The organism is Leucobacter sp. WKLB1 (assembly GCF_059696215.1).
Genome location: NZ_AP046115.1, coordinates 1,667,803 through 1,684,156, shown reverse-complemented (window position 1 = coordinate 1,684,156; position 16,354 = coordinate 1,667,803). Strand labels below are relative to the sequence as shown.

Here is a 16,354-nt window from a genome sequence, read left to right as displayed (position 1 = left end):
CCAGACCCCGGTATACTGGGGTCTGGCCTCTTGCGCCCGCGACCCCTGAAAGGTGCACTTCGTGCTCATTCTGAAGATCATTCTGCTCGTTATCCTGGTGCTGACGAGCCTGCTGTTGACGCTGTTCATCCTCCTGCACAAGGGGCGTGGCGGCGGCCTTTCCGACATGTTCGGTGGCGGCGTGACCTCGAGCCTCGGTTCATCGGGCGTGGCAGAGCGCAACCTGAATCGCATTACGATCGTCGTCTCTCTCGTGTGGTTCGCGGCGATCGTCGGGCTCGGGCTGATCGCGCGTTTCACCGTCGTCTAATCGACGTCGCGACCGCACCCCGCACCCGTATTAGAAAGGCAACTCTTGGCAGGCAGTAACGCCATTCGTGGCGCTCGTGTTGGATCCGGCCCGATGGGCGAAAAGGATCACGGCTCGCGCGCCGAACGCACCCAGATCTCGTATTGGGATGCTCTCGGCAACGAGACGGTTCGCTATTTCGCGGCCGACGTCCCTGAAGACGAGATTCCCGAGCAGATCGATTCTCCGACGACTGGCCTTCCGGCTGGCCGTGACAAGGAGAATCCGCCGCTGCTCCCGAAGAACGAACCCTTTAAGACGCACCTTGCGTATGTGAAAGAGCGCCGCACTCCTGAGGAAGCCGAAGAGCTCCTCGAAGCCGCGTTGGAGAAGCTGCGAACCCGTCGCGGTACCGCACGCAAGTCAGCGTAGTTCGGCCCGAGATACGACGAAGGCCCCGGTGTTCCACCGGGGCCTTCGTCGTTGGTGCAGGTAGGGCTCAGGTCAGAGCGCTGCACTCAATGCACGTGTCGTTGCCGCGACATCACCCGCGGCCAATGCAAACACCGGTCGCCCACGCTCGATGAGCACGCTGCGATCGCCTCGCGCCTGAGCGGTGATGAGCGCATCAAAGCCGCCGTCGCCGCCCGGAATGGGGAGGGACTCAGGCGATGCGTCGGAAATCTGCAGGAAGACGGCGTTCGCCGGCCCGCCCTTGTGCAGTTGTCCGGTCGAGTGCAAGTAGCTCGGCCCCCAACCCAGCGCGACCGGAATCCGCAGCACTTCGGCGAGCTGATCTCGAAGCTGTTCTAGGGGAGCGACGGCGTCGCCGTGCGGATCTGCATAGGCCTGAAGCGACAGATATCCGGCGCCAGCGGCCGCCTGCTGCAGCGCGGAGACGAGCGACGCGGCATCAGCGACGTGCATCCCTTGGGGTTCCGCAAGAAGGACGGCACCTGCGAGTTCGGCAAGCACCGTGCCCGTGGAGGCAGAAGGCGTCGGCTGGGAGGCAAGTGCGGAGCGTGCAGCGACCTTTGCCGATTCGACGTCGGGCTGGTTGAACGGGTCGATCCCCATCAGCCGACCCAACGCTGCAGTCGCGACCTCCCACAGGAGGAACTGACCACCGAGGGAGCCCGACACCGAGATGTCGGGGGAGAACGACGCGGCAGACTCCGCGTCGGACTCATCGGTCACCGCAACCACTTGGGCGCTCTGCGGCACCGTGCTCAGCTCTGGCGCATCGGCATGGAGCGCGATCGGCAGCACCCCGAGCCCGTTCTTGCCCGTCGACTCTGCGACGAGCTGCTCGATCCATCGTCCCAACCCCCAGCGTGCGCTTGCCGACTCAGCAACGGCCAGCACGAAACGACGGGGGAGCCCCGCGAAGATTGCCGCCGCGAGGCGCAGCGCCGGGTTCTCCGCGTCATCCAACGCGACGAGGTCACGCACAGCCTGCTCCTCGGCGATCAAGCGGGCGAGATCAACGCCCGCCAATCCGGAAGGCACGAGCCCGAACGCGGTGAGCGCCGAGAAGCGTCCGCCGATGGTGGGATCTGCGGTGAAGATATGACGCCCGGCAGCAATCGATTCCGCCTCGAGCGGGGAGCCTGGGTCGGTGACGATGACGACACGTTCCGACGGCGTAATTCCTGCGACGCGGAATGCGTCTTCGAACGCGGCGAGGTGGCTCCTGGTTTCGATCGTGCTGCCCGACTTCGAACTCACTACCACGGCGGTTCCCGCGAGATCGCCCGCAAGTACACGGCGTACTTCGGTCGGAGCGGTGGAATCAATCATGGTCAGCTCGACGTCCGCCCACTGCGTGATGACGGCGGGAGCCAAACTCGAGCCACCCATGCCGCAGAGCACAATGCGATCGATACCCGACTCGTGGAACGCGTCGCGAAGCGCGGTGATCCGAGGAATCAGATCATTGGCTGCAGACGCAATTTCCGTCCAGCCGAGACGAATCGATGCTTCGGGCTCCGCGGCTGCTCCCCAGAGCGTCGCATCATGCGCAAAGATACGACTCGCGACGCGATCTGCGACGAGCTGCGCAAGGGCGGTGTGCGCAGCCTCTCCGAACTGCGCTACTCGAACGTCGAGCGCCATGATCAGCGTGCCTCGCGGAGCGCACGCTCCACGGTGCCGAGCAGGTCGGCCCACGATGCATCGAACTTTTCCAGACCCTCGCGTTCGAGCAGTTCGGTCACCTCGGAATACGCAATGCCCTGCGCGTCGATTGCGTTGAGTACCTGGTTCGCTTCGGCGTAGCCCGAGGTCACCGTGTCACCCGGGGTGTCGCCGTGATCGGCGAACGCATTCAAGGTCGCCTCGGGCATCGTATTGACCGTATGCGGCGCGATCAGCCCCGTGACGTAGGCGGTGTCGGGAAGCGCCGGATCTTTCACGCCCGTCGATGCCCAGAGCGGACGCTGCGGGTTGGCTCCGAGACCGAGCAGGAATCGGGCCCGTTCGCTCGCGAACGACTGCTCGAACACCTCGTAGGCGAGTCGCGCGTTGGCGATGCCAGCCTGGCCAGTCAGCGCCAGCGCTTCGGGAGTACCGACCTCGCGCAGTCGACGATCGACCTCGGAATCAACGCGCGAGACGAAGAACGACGCGACCGAGTGGATGCCCGCGAGGTCGATGCCGGCGTCACGCGCACGCTCGAGACCGGTCAGATACGCGTTGATGACTTCGCGGTAGCGCTCAAGGCTAAAGATCAACGTGACGTTGACACTGATGCCCGCAGCAATCGTCTCGGTGATGGCATCGAGCCCCTCGACCGTCGCGGGGATCTTGATCATCGCGTTCGGGCGGTCGACGCGTGCCCACAGCTGCTTCGCCTGCGCCGCGGTGCCGACGGTGTCACGCGCCAGGCCGGGTTCGACCTCGATGGAAACGCGGCCGTCACGACCGTCGGTCGACGCGAACACGCCTGCAAGCAGGTCGCATGCGTCGGCAACATCGGCCGTCGTGAGCTCGACGATCGCGGCCTCGGCGTCGAGTCCGCGCGAGGCGGCGTCGGCGAGACGATCGCCGTATCCGTCGCCCCCACCGATCGCGTTCGCGAAGATCGTCGGATTCGTGGTGACACCGACGACGTTGACATCTTCGAGCAGGCGCTCCAGTTCGCCACTCTCCAGTCGTCGACGTGAGAGATCATCGAGCCAGATGCTGACGCCGGCCTCGCTGAGGGCGGCGGTACGGGTATTCGACATCGCGTGATGTTTCCTTTCGGGAGGGCGGGTTCAGGCGGCGAGCGACGCGTGGGCAGCGGCCACAACGGCGTCGGTCGTGATACCGAACTCGCGGAAGAGGGTCTCGTAGTCGGCCGAAGCTCCAAAGTGCTCGATCGAGACGGAGCGGCCGCGGTCACCGACGATGCGCTCCCAGCCGAGCGAGAGGCCGGCCTCGACGCTGACGCGAGCAGTAACGTTCGCGGGAAGTACGCTCTCGCGGTACTCCGCGGTCTGCTCGGCGAACCATTCGAGGCTCGGCGCCGACACGACGCGTGCGCCGATACCTTCGGCTGCAAGTCGCTCACGCGCTTCGACGGCCAACTGCACCTCGGAGCCCGTGGCGATGAGCAGCACGTCGAGCGAATCGTTGGGGGTGTCGGCGAGCACGTACGCACCGCGGCGCACGCCCTCGGCGGCCTGCTCTGCGGTGGCGAAGCCGTCGCCCTGAGGCAGCACCGGCACATTCTGACGGGTCAGTGCCATGCCAGCAGGACCCGCGGTGCGCGTGAGAATCTCGTGCCAGGCAATCGCGGTCTCATTCGCGTCGGCCGGGCGCACCACAGCGAGATTCGGGATCGCGCGCAGCGTTGCGAGTTGCTCGATGGGCTGGTGCGTCGGGCCGTCCTCGCCGAGAGCGATCGAGTCGTGAGTCCATACGAACACACTGGGCACGTTCATCAACGCGGCCAGGCGAACGGCGGGCCGCATGTAGTCGCTGAAAATCAGGAACGTGCCGCCGTAGCTGCGGGTCTTGCCGTGCAACTGGATGCCATTGAGGATTGCGCCCATGGCGTGCTCACGAATACCGAAGTGGAGCACTCGGCCATACGGATCGCCCTGCCAGCTCGACGTGGAATGGTCGGCGGGCACGAACGACGGGACGCCAGGAATCGTGGTGTTGTTGGAGCCCGCGAGATCAGCGGACCCGCCCCAGAGCTCAGGCATGACCGGTCCGAGGGCGGCCAGCACCTTGCCGCTCGCCGCGCGGGTCGCAATGCTCTCACCAGGAGCGAAGCTGGGGAGCACCTCGAGCGCTTCGGCCGGCAACTCCTGCGCCTCGACGCGATCGAAGAGCGCCTTCCGCTCGGGGTTCGCGGCGGCCCAGGCGTCGAAGCCGACCTGCCACTCGGCGCGCTTTGCGGCTCCGCGGGCCACGGCCTCGCGGGCGTGCTCAATGACATCGGGAGCCACGGCGAAGTTCTGATCCGGGTCGAACCCGAGCGCGGTCTTGAGGCCTGCGAGCTCCTCAGCACCCAGCTTCGATCCATGGATGCCGCCGGTGTTCTGCTTGCCGGGCGAAGGCCAACCTATGATTGTCTTCAAGATGATGAGCGACGGCTTCGTCGTCTCCACCTGGGCCGCCGTGATCGCGCGATGCAGCTCGGCAATGTCTTCGACGTACTCGCCGGTCTTCTTCCAATCGACCTCGAGCACCTGCCATCCGTAGGACTCGTAGCGCTTCGCGACATCTTCGGAGAACGAGATATCGGTGTCGTCTTCGATCGAGATCTGGTTGGAATCGTAGATCGCGATGAGGTTGCCCAGATCTTGGTGGCCTGCCAGCGAAGACGCCTCGCTGGTCACGCCCTCCTGCAGGTCGCCATCGCCCGCGATGACATAGATGAAGTGATCGAAGGGACTCGTACCGGGCGCAGCCTCCGGATCGAACAGCCCGCGCTCGTATCGCGCTGCGTAGGCGAAGCCGACCGCCGAAGCGAGCCCCTGGCCGAGCGGACCCGTCGTGATCTCCACACCGTCGGTGTGACCGTACTCCGGGTGGCCCGGCGTCTTCGAACCCCAGGTGCGCAACGATTCGAGGTCTTCGAGCTCGAGCCCGTAGCCGCCGAGGTAGAGCTGCACGTACTGCGTGAGCGACGAGTGGCCCACGGACAGAATGAAGCGATCACGGCCGACCCACTTTGGATCGGTCGGGTCGTGGCGCAGCACTTTCTGATGCAGGAGATACGAGACCGGTGCCAAGCTGATCGCGGTGCCGGGGTGACCGTTACCGACCTTCTCGACGGCGTCAGCCGCCAGCACGCGCGCAGTGTCCACTGCGCGATCGTCGAGTTCGTTCCACTGCAGTTCGTTCGCCAAGAGTTCCCTTTCGACCGGAAGCGTGCGCGCAGCCTTGCCGCACCTCGCACAATCTTATCGAACGGCGAGGTACCATAGGAGGTGATGTCCACGCAGATCCCAGCCCAGACTCAGGCCCGCGCTACCGCCGGGCGACCCTCGTTCGGCCGCACGGTCAAGAACTATGTCGCCCTGACGAAGCCTCGGGTCATGGAGCTGTTGCTGGTCGTCACGGTGCCGGCGATGATCCTCGCTCAGGGCGGCCTGCCGGACCTCTGGTTGGTGCTCGCGACGCTGATCGGCGGGGCGATGAGCGCCGGGTCTGCCGGCGCGTTCAACTGCTACATCGACCGCGACATGGATCGCAAGATGAAGCGCACCGAGAACCGTCCGCTCGTCACCGGAGAGATTTCGGATCGCAACGCGCTCATCTTCTCTTGGGTCATGGGCGCACTCTCCGTCGTGTGGCTCGCCGCCACCACGAACTGGCTCGCCGCGGCGCTCTCCGCCGGCGCGATCTTCTTTTACGTGGTCATCTACACGATTGTGCTCAAGCGCCATAGCGAGCAGAACATCGTCTGGGGCGGTATCGCCGGGTGCTTCCCGGTGCTCATCGGCTGGGCTGCCGTCAACAACTCGCTCGACTGGCCCGCGTGGGTGCTGTTCCTCGTGATCTTCCTCTGGACACCGGCTCACTATTGGCCGCTCTCGATGAAGTACCGCAACGACTATGCGAACGCTGGCGTGCCGATGCTCGGCGTGGTCCGCGGGCGGGTCACGGTCGGCCTGCAGGTGATTCTCTACACCTGGGCGACGGTCGCTGCGAGCCTGCTCCTCATTCCCGTGGCCGATATGGGATGGACCTACACCGTTGCGTCGCTCGTCTTCGGCGGCTACTTCATCTCCCAGGCGCACCGCCTATACGCGCATGCGATCCGCGGCGAGGCGGGGAAGCCGATGCAGGTCTTCCACACGGCCAACATCTACCTGTCGGTGCTCTCGCTGGTCATTGCGATCGACGCGCTGTTGCCGTTCTAAGGCACGACCGCGCGCGCCTGAGTGCGCTACCGGCTCGCGGGCGCTGCCCGAACCGTGACCTCGCGGCCACACGCCGGGGTGAGTGGTTTCTGTCGCGCATCTCCTGGGTGAGCATTTCTCGCTGACTTCACGCTCAAGGAGCACGGAAACCCCTCACTCGCAGGGTGCCACATCGGAGAAGAGGTCTTCGTCAGAAGCCATCTGGTATCACCCGGCGAAGTGGGCAATTTTCGTCAGTATCTGCACGCAGAATGGCAGAATTTGCTCACTCACGGGCGTGTCATGCCGCAGGCTGCACGACCTTAGAAGTTCCGCTCACAGGCAGTCTCGACGTGGCCTTTTCTGGGCCACAGCCTCGCGACGGGTAACGACACGTTCTTGCGCCCCGATCGCAGTGAGTCATGCTTGCGCGATGGATGCGGGGGAGAGCGCGGCGCGCTACTCCGCCGCGATCGGACGCTTGAGTCGCAGCACGACGACGGTCATCGTCGCGGCGGTCAGCGCCGCGAGCACCATGTGCACGCCGACCGCGAGCTCTGGCAGGCCATGGCGCGCCTGGTAGACGCCGACGGAAATCTGCACGATCAGCGCGGCGAGCAAGACGACCGTCCACTTCAGCGGGCGGAGTCGCCGGGCGGCCGCCCACACGAGCACGGCCACTGACAACGCGAAAGCTGCGTACCCGGGCAGAGAATGGATATGACTCATGAGCGTCGCATCGACGCCGTCGCGCTGAATGGTGGCGTCGCCCGAATGCGGCCCCGAGCCCGTGGTGAGCACCCCGAACAGCACCGTGATCGCCATGAAGAGCGTGGTGACATGGGTGAGGATCGCAAACCCCTTCGGGACCGCCCGTTCGCGTGCCGTGCCCGGCTCGTACATCCGCGTGAGAAACGCCGCGGTGATGCAGACAAGCGCGAGCGAGATGACGTAGTGGATACCCACAAGGTTCGCATTGAGGTGGAGCCAGACGATGACACCGCCGATGAGCGCCTGGAGCAGCACGAGCCCGAACACGACGAGCGAGATGACGAACAAGTCGCGACGTGCGGTGCGAATGCGCCACGCGAGGATCACGACCAGGATTGCACTGATCAGCAGCGGTCCCGAGATCGTACGATTGCCGAACTCGATCAGGGAGTGGTAGCTGAGTTCCTCGGTTGGAACGAGGGAACCGGGGGAGCAGAGCGGCCAGTTCGGGCAGCCCAAGCCGGACCCGGTGAGGCGCACCGCGCCACCGGTACCGATGATGACCGTGTTCAACACGAACGAGATCCAGGCGACGACCCGCAGGAACCGCGACGGGGCGCCGATCCCTGAGCACAAGGCTCCGGGGGCGGACGTGCTGGCGATGGGCGCGCTGGACAACGAGTCTCCTCTCGGGCGCTTCCCTTGAGTTTGCGAAGCCCTGAGCGGACATCCCACCGAAACTATCGGAACCCTGTAGAATGGGAAGCTGTGGTTGCGAACGATACGTCGGGCGTTCGATGCTCCGCATCGGATCGCTCCGGCCCCGTCCGAGGCCCAGAATACTGCACCGCTGCAGGGAACCCGATGTGTGCGTGAGCTCGCCGAGCTCACACGCCGTCAGGCCGGATCCCTCCGGCTCGACACCGGGTTCCCGTGCGAGACGAAGAATGAGGGAGGGATCATGCCTGAGGTACTGATCGACCGACCCGAGCTCGAAGGCTTGGGCCAGTACGAGTTCGGCTGGCACGACAGCGACGAGGCCGGCGCGATCGCCAAGCGCGGTCTCAGCGAGCAGGTCGTGCGCGAGATCTCGGCGCTGAAGAACGAGCCCGAATGGATGCTGAAGCGTCGGCTCAAGGCATTGCAGATCTTCGATCGCAAGCCGATGCCCGCGTGGGGCGCCGATCTCTCCGAGATCGACTTTGACAACATCAAGTACTTCGTGCGCTCTACGGAGAAGCAGGCCACCACCTGGGAAGACCTGCCCGAAGAGATCAAGGAGACGTACGAGCGTCTCGGCATCCCGGAGGCGGAACGCCAGCGCCTCGTCGCCGGTGTCGCAGCTCAGTACGAGTCCGAGGTCGTCTACCACCAGATCCGCGAAGATCTGGAAGAGCAGGGCGTCATCTTCCTCGACACCGATACCGCGCTCAAAGAGCACCCGGAGATCTTCGAGCAGTACTTCGGCACCGTTATCCCGTCGGGCGATAACAAGTTCGCGGCGCTCAACACCGCTGTGTGGTCGGGCGGCTCCTTCGTCTACGTTCCGAAGGGCGTGCACGTCGAGATCCCGCTCCAGGCCTACTTCCGCATCAACACCGAGAACATGGGTCAGTTCGAGCGTACGCTCATCATCGCTGACGAAGACAGCTACGTTCACTACATCGAGGGCTGCACGGCTCCGATCTATCAGTCGGACTCGCTGCACTCGGCAGTTGTCGAGATCATCGTGAAGAAGAACGCTCGCGTGCGCTACACGACGATCCAGAACTGGTCCACCAACGTGTACAACCTCGTGACGAAGCGTGCGATCGCTGAAGAGGGCGCCACCATGGAGTGGGTCGATGGCAACATTGGCTCGAAGGTGACGATGAAGTATCCGTCTATCTATCTCACCGGTGAGCACGCCAAGGGCGAGACGCTCTCTGTTGCGTTCGCCGGCCCGGGGCAGCACCAGGACACGGGTGCCAAGATGATTCACCTCGCTCCGAACACCAAGTCGTCGATTCTCGCGAAGTCCATCGCCCGCGGTGGCGGCCGCACGGGCTACCGCGGCGAGGTCCGCATCGAGGCGAACGCACGCCACTCCGCCAACTCGGTGGTGTGCGACGCGCTGCTCGTCGACACGATCTCGCGCAGCGACACCTACCCGGCGATCGATATTCGCACCGACGACGCCGAGCTCGGCCACGAGGCCACTGTTTCCCGCGTCAGCGAGGAGCAGCTGTTCTACCTCATGAGCCGCGGCCTCGCCGAAGAAGAGGGCATGGCGATGATCGTGCGCGGCTTCATCGAGCCGATCGCACGCGAGCTGCCCATGGAATACGCGCTCGAACTGAACAAGCTCATTGAGATGGGCATGGAAGGATCCGTCGGATAATGACCGAAGCTGTCGCTACGAAAGAAACGGCTCAGCACGGCCTGACCGAGCATTCCGACGGGGACTGGGCGAACCGCGTGCCCGTGCAGACCCGATCGGATCGCCCGAAATCGACGAATGTCGCAGATTTCGCCGCGGTCACTGGCCGCGAAGCGGTCTGGAAGTACACCCCGGTCGCGAAGCTCGACGCGGTGTTGCACGGCGAGCTCGACGGTGCGCGTGTACCGGTAGCGGTGACGGAGATCGCCGGAGTCAGTTCCGAGTGGATTCCTCGCGATGACGCACGCGTCGGCCGCGCCGGGATTCCCGAGGAGCGCGGTGCCGCCGCGGCCTGGTCTGCATTCGGTGAAGCGCATCTCGTGACGATCTCGTCGGAGGAGCAGGTTACCGCGATCATCACGCGTGACGCACTCGATGCCGAACCGCGCGCGGCGCACACCATCATCGAAGCGGCTCCGCACTCGCAGGGCCTGGTCATCATCGAGAACTCGGGCGACGCGCAGCTCTCCGAGAACGTCGAGATCGTCGTCGGCGACGGCGCCAAGCTGACCGTCGTGAGTGTGCAGCAATGGAACGACGAGGCGATCCACCTCGCGAGCCACTACGCCACGGTGGGCCGCGATGCCTCTATTACGCACATCGTCGTCTCGTTGGGAGGCGGCATCGTCCGCCTGAACCCCTCGATTCACCTCGACCACGAGGGCGCGAACGGCGAAGCGCTCGGCGCATACTTCGCCGATGCCGGTCAGCACCTCGAGCACCAGGTCTACCTCGATCATGATGCGCCCCACACGCGCAGCCGCGTCACCTACAAGGGTGCGCTGCAGGGCGAGGGGGCGCACACGGTCTGGATCGGTGACGTACTCATCCGCAACAACGCCACCGGCACCGACAGCTACGAGCAGAACCGCAACCTCGTGCTCACCGAGGGCACGCGAGCGGACTCGATTCCGAATCTGGAGATCGAGACCGGCGACATCGAGGGCGCCGGTCACGCGAGCGCCACGGGTCGTTTCGATGACGAGCACATCTTCTATCTCCAGAGCCGAGGCATCTCGGCAGAAGAGGCGCGGAAGCTCGTCGTCCGCGGCTTCCTCATCGAGGTCATCGCCCAGATCGGTGATGCTGCGACCGAGGAGCGCCTGCAGGCGGCGGTCGAGGCCGAACTCGCCGGCTCCGTACGCTGATGCCGAGGCAGAAGGTGCTCGCCGTGAGCGATCTGGTGCAAGATCAGGCGACCCGCGTGGTGGTCGACGACGTACCGATCGCGATCGTGCTCGACGGCAACGGCGAGATCCACGCGATCGGCGACACCTGCAGCCACGGTCAGATCAGCCTTGCAGAGGGTTTCGTCGAGGGCGACACCCTCGAATGCTGGGCCCACGGGTCGGCATTCTCCCTCCGCACGGGCGTTCCGCAGAACCTTCCGGCGTATGAGCCGGTTCCCGTTTACGCCGTCGAGATCGCAGACGGCAACGTGTACATCGACCCCAACGTTACGAAAGAGATTGAACAATGAGCTCCGTTCTGGAAATCAAGGACCTGCACGTCAGCGTCGAGACCGAGCAGGGTGCGAAGCAGATCCTCAAGGGGGTCGACCTCACCATCAAGCAGGGTGAGACCCACGCCATCATGGGCCCGAACGGCTCGGGCAAGTCGACGCTGGCGTATGCCATCGCCGGCCACCCGCGTTACGAGGTCACGGGCGGGTCCATCCTGCTCGACGGCGAAGAGGTGCTCGAAATGGGCGTCGACGAGCGCGCTCAAGCGGGCATGTTCCTCGCGATGCAGTACCCGGTCGAGATTCCGGGAGTGACGAACGCCAACTTCCTTCGCACGGCGAAGACCGCCATCGACGGTGAAGCGCCCGCCATCCGTACCTGGATGAAGGACGTCAAGGAAGCCATGGGCAACCTGCGCATGGACGAGTCGTTTGCCGCCCGCAACGTCAACGAGGGCTTCTCGGGCGGCGAGAAGAAGCGCAACGAGATCTTGCAGCTCGAACTGCTCAAGCCGAAGTTCGCCGTGCTCGATGAGACCGACTCCGGCCTCGACGTCGACGCGCTGAAGATCGTCTCCGAAGGCGTGAACCGCGCCAAGGAGAACACCGGCCTCGGTGTCCTGCTGATTACGCACTACACCCGCATCCTCCGCTACATCAAGCCCGACTTCGTGCACGTGTTCGTCAACGGCCGTGTTGCCGAGCAGGGCGGCCCCGAGTTGGCCGATCGTCTCGAGAACGAGGGTTACGATCGCTTCCTCGAGTCGGCCTAGGGCGTAGGCTGGTCGTATGAGCGAGGAAACCACGACGGCACCGCAGTCGATCGACCCGGAGTTCCGCGAGCAGGCGATTGACTCGTTGAAGAACGTGTCTGACCCCGAGCTCGGCGTGAACATCGTCGATCTCGGCCTGATCTACGATCTCGCCTTCGATGAGGAGCACGATGCGCTCGTCATCAGCATGACGCTCACCAGCGCGGGCTGCCCGCTCACCGACGTCATCGAGAACGATATTGCTGAAGCGCTCGACGGGCTCGTCACGGCGTTCCGCATCAACTGGGTGTGGATGCCGCCGTGGACGCCGGAGCGCATCACCGACGACGGGCGCGACATGATGCGCGCGCTCGGCTTCGCGATTTAGCGCGCCGCGTGAACGACACGGAAAACGCCTTCGCGGTGCCCGGACTGGGTTGGGAAACTTCGGGTCCCACCCGCCCGGGCAATCCGCTGCGCTCAGGAGACGACCCGCGGCTCAGCCGCATTGCCGGCCCGAGCTCCCTCGTCATTTTCGGGGTCACCGGGGACCTGTCGCGGAAGAAGCTCATGCCTGCGGTCTACGACCTCGCGAACCGTGGCCTTCTGCCCCCGGGCTTCGCACTGGTCGGGTTCGCCCGTCGCGACTGGAAAGATCGTGACTTCGCGGAGATCGTGCACGATGCTGTGCGGAAGTACGCTCGCACGCCGTTCCGCGAAGACACCTGGCAGCAACTCGCCGAGGGCATTCGTTTCGTGCAGGGCCAGTTCGACGATCCCGAGGCGTACGATCGCCTGCGCGACACGGTCGAGACGCTCGACCGTGAGCGTGGAACGATGGGCAATCACGCGTTCTACCTGTCCATTCCGCCGACGGCGTTCCCCGAGGTCGCGAAGCACCTCTCAAGTTCTGGACTGGTCGATCGCACACCCGATGACCAGAGGTGGCGTCGTGTCATCATCGAGAAGCCCTTCGGCCACGACCTCGCCTCGGCGCGCGATCTGAACGATGTGCTTGAGTCGGCGTTCCCCGCCGACTCGATTTTCCGCATCGATCACTATCTGGGCAAGGAGACGGTCCAGAACATCCTTGCGCTGCGGTTCGCAAACGCGATGTACGAGCCGATCTGGAACCGGAACTACGTCGACCACGTGCAGATCACCATGGCGGAAGACATCGGCGTGGGCGGCCGCGCGGGCTACTACGACGGCGTGGGCGCGGCACGCGACGTGATCCAGAACCATCTGCTGCAATTGCTGGCGCTCACCGCAATGGAACAACCCATCAGCCTCTCCGCGCAGCATCTGCGCGACGAGAAGGAGAAGGTGCTCGAAGCGGTCGTGCTGCCCGAAGATCTGGAGCACTCGACCGCCCGTGGCCAGTACGCGGCCGGATGGCAGGGCGGCGAGTTCGTCAACGGCTTCCTCGACGAAGAGGGCATGGCGCCCGATTCGCGCACGGAGACGTTCGCCGCGATGAAGCTCGGCGTGCAGACGCGCCGCTGGACGGGCGTGCCCTTCTACCTCCGCACCGGGAAGCGCCTGGGTCGCCGTGTTACCGAGATCGCCGTCGTCTTCCGCAAGGAGCCGGGCGAACTCTTCGGGCAATCGCAGCGGCAGGAACAGGGTTCGAATGCGCTCGTGATTCGAGTGCAGCCCGACGAGGGCATTACGATCCGGTTCGGCGCGAAGGTGCCGGGCAGCGGCACCCGTGTACGCGACGTGACGATGGACTTCGGCTACGGCCACGCGTTCACGGAGGCGAGCCCCGAAGCCTACGAGCGCCTCATCCTCGACGTCTTGCTCGGTGACGCCCCGCTCTTCCCGCGGCAGCGCGAGGTGGAGCTCTCATGGCGCATCCTCGATCCCATCGAACGCCACTGGGCAGCGCAAGACGCATCGCTCGAGCCCTACGTTCCCGGCTCGTGGGGCCCGGCATCCGCCGATGAGATGCTCGCCCGCGACGGCCGCACCTGGAGACGCCCATGATTGAGAGCCTGCCGAACACCACCGTCAGCGCCGTCACCCGACGGCTCGTCTCGATGCGCCAGGAGAGCGGCGTCTCAGCCTTGGGCCACGTGCTCACGCTCGTCATCTCGGCGTCGGGCGAACTCGACGAGTCCGTCATCGAAGCCGCGAATCATGCCTCGAGCGAGCACCCCATGCGGGTCATCGTGCTGCAGGCGACTCCCGATGCCGAAGCACGTCTCGACGCGGAGATCCGTGTCGGTGCCGACGCGGGCGCGAGCGACGTCATCGTGCTGCGGGCGTTCGGCGATGTCGCCAGTGGCGTGGAGGGCTTGGTCACCGGCCTGCTACTGCCCGATGCACCGGTCGCGGTCTGGTGGCCCGATGAGGCTCCGGATCGCCCGGGCGCCGATCCGCTCGGTCGCATCGGGCAGCGCAGGATCACCGACGCTGCAGCGCCGGACGGCTCGGGGTGGGACACCCGCATCGAGGGGTATTCCGCCGGTGACACCGACCTCGCCTGGACGCGTTTGACGCGGTGGCGCGAGTATCTCGCCGCGGTGCTCGATCAGCCCCCGTTCGAACCGGTCACCGCGGTCGAAGTGGTCGGGTCGGAGGCGTCGCCATCGACTGAGTTGCTCGCGGCCTGGCTGGAGCTCGCACTCGGCGTGCCCACGACCTGCACACTGCTCGACCGTGCCCTGCATGCCGAGGGATTGCACTCGGTCAAGCTGGTGCGCGCGAGCGGTGAAGCGAAACTGAAACGGCTCTCGCCGACGCATGCTGCGCTCAGCCAACCGGGCCAGCCCACCCATCAGATCGTGCTGCCGCGGCGCACGCTGAGCGAGTGCCTCGCGGAAGAACTGCGCGGACTCAATGAAGACGTGATGTACGGCCGCGTGCTCGAGCAACTCTCGCGCACGCGCGCTGCCGCATCCCAGCACTCAACACACTGACGAAGGAGCGAGCGTGACTGACAGCGCAGCGAACATTGGGGTCGTCGGCCTCGCCGTGATGGGTGCGAATCTCGCACGCAACCTCGCGAGCCGCGAGGGCAACACCGTCGCGGTGCTCAACCGCAGCCCGGAACGTACCCAGACGCTGATCTCGGAGCATCCTGAGGCCGGATTCGTGCCGGCTTACGATTATGCGGAGTTCGCGGCGTCGCTGTCGCGCCCCCGCACCGCGATCATCATGGTGCAGGCCGGTGCCGCGACCGACGCGACGATTGATGCCCTGGTCGAGGTGTTCGAGCCGGGCGACATCATCGTCGATGGCGGCAACGCGTTCTTCCCCGATACGATTCGTCGCGAGCGCGCGGTGCGCGAGACCGGTATCAACTTCGTCGGTGCCGGCATCTCCGGTGGTGAAGAGGGCGCGCTGAACGGTCCGAGCATCATGCCGGGCGGCTCCGACGAAGCGTGGCAGACGCTGGGGCCGATCCTGAAGTCGATCGCGGCGGTCGCCGAGGGCGAACCGTGCGTCACGCACGTCGGGCACGACGGCGCGGGGCACTTCGTGAAAATGGTGCACAACGGTATCGAGTACGCCGATATGCAGCTCATCGCGGAAGCGTACGACCTGATCCGCCGCGGCACCGGCAAGTCCCCGGCAGAGATCGCAGACATCTTCGCTGAGTGGAATCAGGGCGAGCTCGAGTCGTACCTGATCGAGATCACTGCCGAGGTGCTGCGTCAGATCGATGCCGCGACGGGGGAGCCGCTGGTCGACGTGATTCTCGACCAGGCCGGTGCGAAGGGCACGGGGGCGTGGACGGTGCAGACCGCGCTCGCGCTCGGGGTGCCGGTTTCCGGAATCGCCGAGGCGACGTTCGCCCGCTCGCTGTCGTCGCACCCGGAGCAGCGCGCCGCCGCGTCGGCTCTGCCCGGCCCCGCCGCGGGAGTCGCGGTCGCCGATGAGGCCGCCTTCATCGAAGATGTGCGACAGGCGCTCTACGCGTCGAAGATCGTCGCGTATTCGCAGGGATTCGACGAGATTCGCGCGGGGGCGGCGGAGCACAACTGGACGATTGACCTCGGAGCCATTTCGCGGATCTGGCGCGCAGGGTGCATCATCCGCGCACAGTTCTTGAATCGCATCGCCGATGCCTATCACGCGGAGGCCGGCCTGCCGCTCCTGATGAGCGCGCCCTACTTCGCTGAGGCGCTGACCCGCGGGCAGGAAGCGTGGCGACGGGTCGTGGTGCATGCGACGCAGACCGGGATTCCTGCGCCCGCCTTCTCCTCGTCGCTGGCGTACTACGACGGGCTGCGCGCAGAGCGCCTGCCCGCGGCGCTCATTCAAGGGCAGCGCGACTTTTTCGGCGCGCACACCTATCGTCGTACGGATCGCGACGGCAGCTTCCACACGCTGTGGTCGGGCGACCGCACCGAGATCAGCGCGTAGTTCGGC

General features: G+C 65.3%; 15 protein-coding genes. 11 read left to right on the top strand and 4 right to left on the bottom strand.

Features of this window, described 5'->3' with window-relative positions:
* Positions 1-61: 61 nt before the first annotated feature.
* Together secG and ACZF5Y_RS07630 are read left to right on the top strand one after the other, a co-directional pair.
* Entirely contained in the window at positions 62-310 is a 249-nt protein-coding gene (gene secG, locus ACZF5Y_RS07635; RefSeq protein ID WP_497535188.1) for a preprotein translocase subunit SecG, read from the top strand.
* A gap of 45 nt (positions 311-355) precedes the next feature.
* On the top strand, positions 356-721 hold the full coding sequence (locus ACZF5Y_RS07630; RefSeq protein WP_075201176.1) for an RNA polymerase-binding protein RbpA: 366 nt from the start codon (positions 356-358) through the stop codon (positions 719-721).
* A gap of 72 nt (positions 722-793) precedes the next feature.
* On the opposite strand, the gene ACZF5Y_RS07625 is transcribed toward ACZF5Y_RS07630, so the two are convergent.
* Genes ACZF5Y_RS07625 through tkt form a run of 3 tightly spaced genes read right to left on the bottom strand, consistent with a single transcriptional unit; the run spans position 794 to position 5,634 of the window.
* Positions 794-2,404 (bottom strand): glucose-6-phosphate isomerase, encoded by a 1,611-nt coding sequence (locus tag ACZF5Y_RS07625; protein ID WP_497535187.1) that lies wholly within the window; start codon positions 2,402-2,404, stop codon positions 794-796.
* Between the two features lie 2 nt (positions 2,405-2,406).
* The gene (gene tal / locus ACZF5Y_RS07620) at positions 2,407-3,516 is read right to left on the bottom strand and encodes a transaldolase (RefSeq protein ID WP_497535186.1); all 1,110 of its coding nucleotides are present in this window, start codon (positions 3,514-3,516) and stop codon (positions 2,407-2,409) included.
* A gap of 30 nt (positions 3,517-3,546) precedes the next feature.
* A complete protein-coding gene (gene tkt / locus ACZF5Y_RS07615; RefSeq protein ID WP_497535185.1) occupies positions 3,547-5,634 on the bottom strand; it encodes a transketolase in 2,088 nt (695 codons plus the stop codon).
* Positions 5,635-5,718: 84 nt separating this feature from the next.
* On the opposite strand from tkt, the gene ACZF5Y_RS07610 reads away from it, so the two are divergent.
* Positions 5,719-6,651, top strand: coding sequence for a heme o synthase (locus tag ACZF5Y_RS07610; protein ID WP_497535184.1), 933 nt, complete (start codon positions 5,719-5,721; stop codon positions 6,649-6,651).
* A 438-nt stretch (positions 6,652-7,089) separates the two neighbouring features.
* Here ACZF5Y_RS07610 and ACZF5Y_RS07605 read toward each other — a convergent pair whose 3' ends face one another.
* Positions 7,090-8,019 carry a COX15/CtaA family protein gene (locus ACZF5Y_RS07605; protein WP_497535183.1) on the bottom strand — a complete coding sequence of 310 codons (930 nt, stop codon included), beginning with the start codon at positions 8,017-8,019 and terminating at the stop codon, positions 7,090-7,092.
* 283 nt (positions 8,020-8,302) lie between these two features.
* On the opposite strand from ACZF5Y_RS07605, the gene sufB reads away from it, so the two are divergent.
* From sufB to gnd, 8 genes are read left to right on the top strand one after another with little or no spacing between them, the layout of a single operon-like run.
* Positions 8,303-9,721 carry a Fe-S cluster assembly protein SufB gene (gene sufB, locus ACZF5Y_RS07600; RefSeq protein WP_053353551.1) on the top strand — a complete coding sequence of 473 codons (1,419 nt, stop codon included), beginning with the start codon at positions 8,303-8,305 and terminating at the stop codon, positions 9,719-9,721.
* Positions 9,721-10,908 carry a Fe-S cluster assembly protein SufD gene (gene sufD / locus ACZF5Y_RS07595; protein WP_497535182.1) on the top strand — a complete coding sequence of 396 codons (1,188 nt, stop codon included), beginning with the start codon at positions 9,721-9,723 and terminating at the stop codon, positions 10,906-10,908. The genes sufB and sufD overlap by 1 nt, the downstream gene beginning before the upstream one ends.
* The gene (locus ACZF5Y_RS07590; protein WP_497535181.1) at positions 10,908-11,240 is read left to right on the top strand and encodes a non-heme iron oxygenase ferredoxin subunit; all 333 of its coding nucleotides are present in this window, start codon (positions 10,908-10,910) and stop codon (positions 11,238-11,240) included. The genes sufD and ACZF5Y_RS07590 overlap by 1 nt, the downstream gene beginning before the upstream one ends.
* Positions 11,237-11,995: a Fe-S cluster assembly ATPase SufC gene (sufC, locus tag ACZF5Y_RS07585; protein WP_053353024.1), complete on the top strand. Its 759-nt coding sequence runs from the start codon at positions 11,237-11,239 to the stop codon at positions 11,993-11,995. Before ACZF5Y_RS07590 ends, sufC begins: the two co-directional genes overlap by 4 nt.
* Before the next feature lie 16 nt (positions 11,996-12,011).
* On the top strand, positions 12,012-12,362 hold the full coding sequence (locus tag ACZF5Y_RS07580; protein WP_053385864.1) for a metal-sulfur cluster assembly factor: 351 nt from the start codon (positions 12,012-12,014) through the stop codon (positions 12,360-12,362).
* Positions 12,363-12,397: 35 nt separating this feature from the next.
* A complete protein-coding gene (gene zwf / locus ACZF5Y_RS07575) occupies positions 12,398-13,963 on the top strand; it encodes a glucose-6-phosphate dehydrogenase (protein ID WP_497535315.1) in 1,566 nt (521 codons plus the stop codon).
* A complete protein-coding gene (locus ACZF5Y_RS07570; RefSeq protein WP_497535180.1) occupies positions 13,960-14,898 on the top strand; it encodes a glucose-6-phosphate dehydrogenase assembly protein OpcA in 939 nt (312 codons plus the stop codon). The genes zwf and ACZF5Y_RS07570 overlap by 4 nt, the downstream gene beginning before the upstream one ends.
* A 13-nt stretch (positions 14,899-14,911) precedes the next feature.
* Positions 14,912-16,348 carry an NADP-dependent phosphogluconate dehydrogenase gene (gnd, locus tag ACZF5Y_RS07565; protein ID WP_497535179.1) on the top strand — a complete coding sequence of 479 codons (1,437 nt, stop codon included), beginning with the start codon at positions 14,912-14,914 and terminating at the stop codon, positions 16,346-16,348.
* Positions 16,349-16,354: the final 6 nt, after the last annotated feature.

Coding starts and splice junctions, on each gene's coding strand:
- ACZF5Y_RS07625 (WP_497535187.1), bottom strand. CDS start 2,404: ATGGCGCTCGACGTTCGAGTAGCGCAGTTCGGAGAGGCTGCGCACACC.
- sufB (WP_053353551.1), top strand. CDS start 8,303: ATGCCTGAGGTACTGATCGACCGACCCGAGCTCGAAGGCTTGGGCCAG.
- sufD (WP_497535182.1), top strand. CDS start 9,721: ATGACCGAAGCTGTCGCTACGAAAGAAACGGCTCAGCACGGCCTGACC.
- ACZF5Y_RS07590 (WP_497535181.1), top strand. CDS start 10,908: ATGCCGAGGCAGAAGGTGCTCGCCGTGAGCGATCTGGTGCAAGATCAG.
- ACZF5Y_RS07580 (WP_053385864.1), top strand. CDS start 12,012: ATGAGCGAGGAAACCACGACGGCACCGCAGTCGATCGACCCGGAGTTC.
- ACZF5Y_RS07610 (WP_497535184.1), top strand. CDS start 5,719: ATGTCCACGCAGATCCCAGCCCAGACTCAGGCCCGCGCTACCGCCGGG.
- ACZF5Y_RS07570 (WP_497535180.1), top strand. CDS start 13,960: ATGATTGAGAGCCTGCCGAACACCACCGTCAGCGCCGTCACCCGACGG.
- tal (WP_497535186.1), bottom strand. CDS start 3,516: ATGTCGAATACCCGTACCGCCGCCCTCAGCGAGGCCGGCGTCAGCATC.
- sufC (WP_053353024.1), top strand. CDS start 11,237: ATGAGCTCCGTTCTGGAAATCAAGGACCTGCACGTCAGCGTCGAGACC.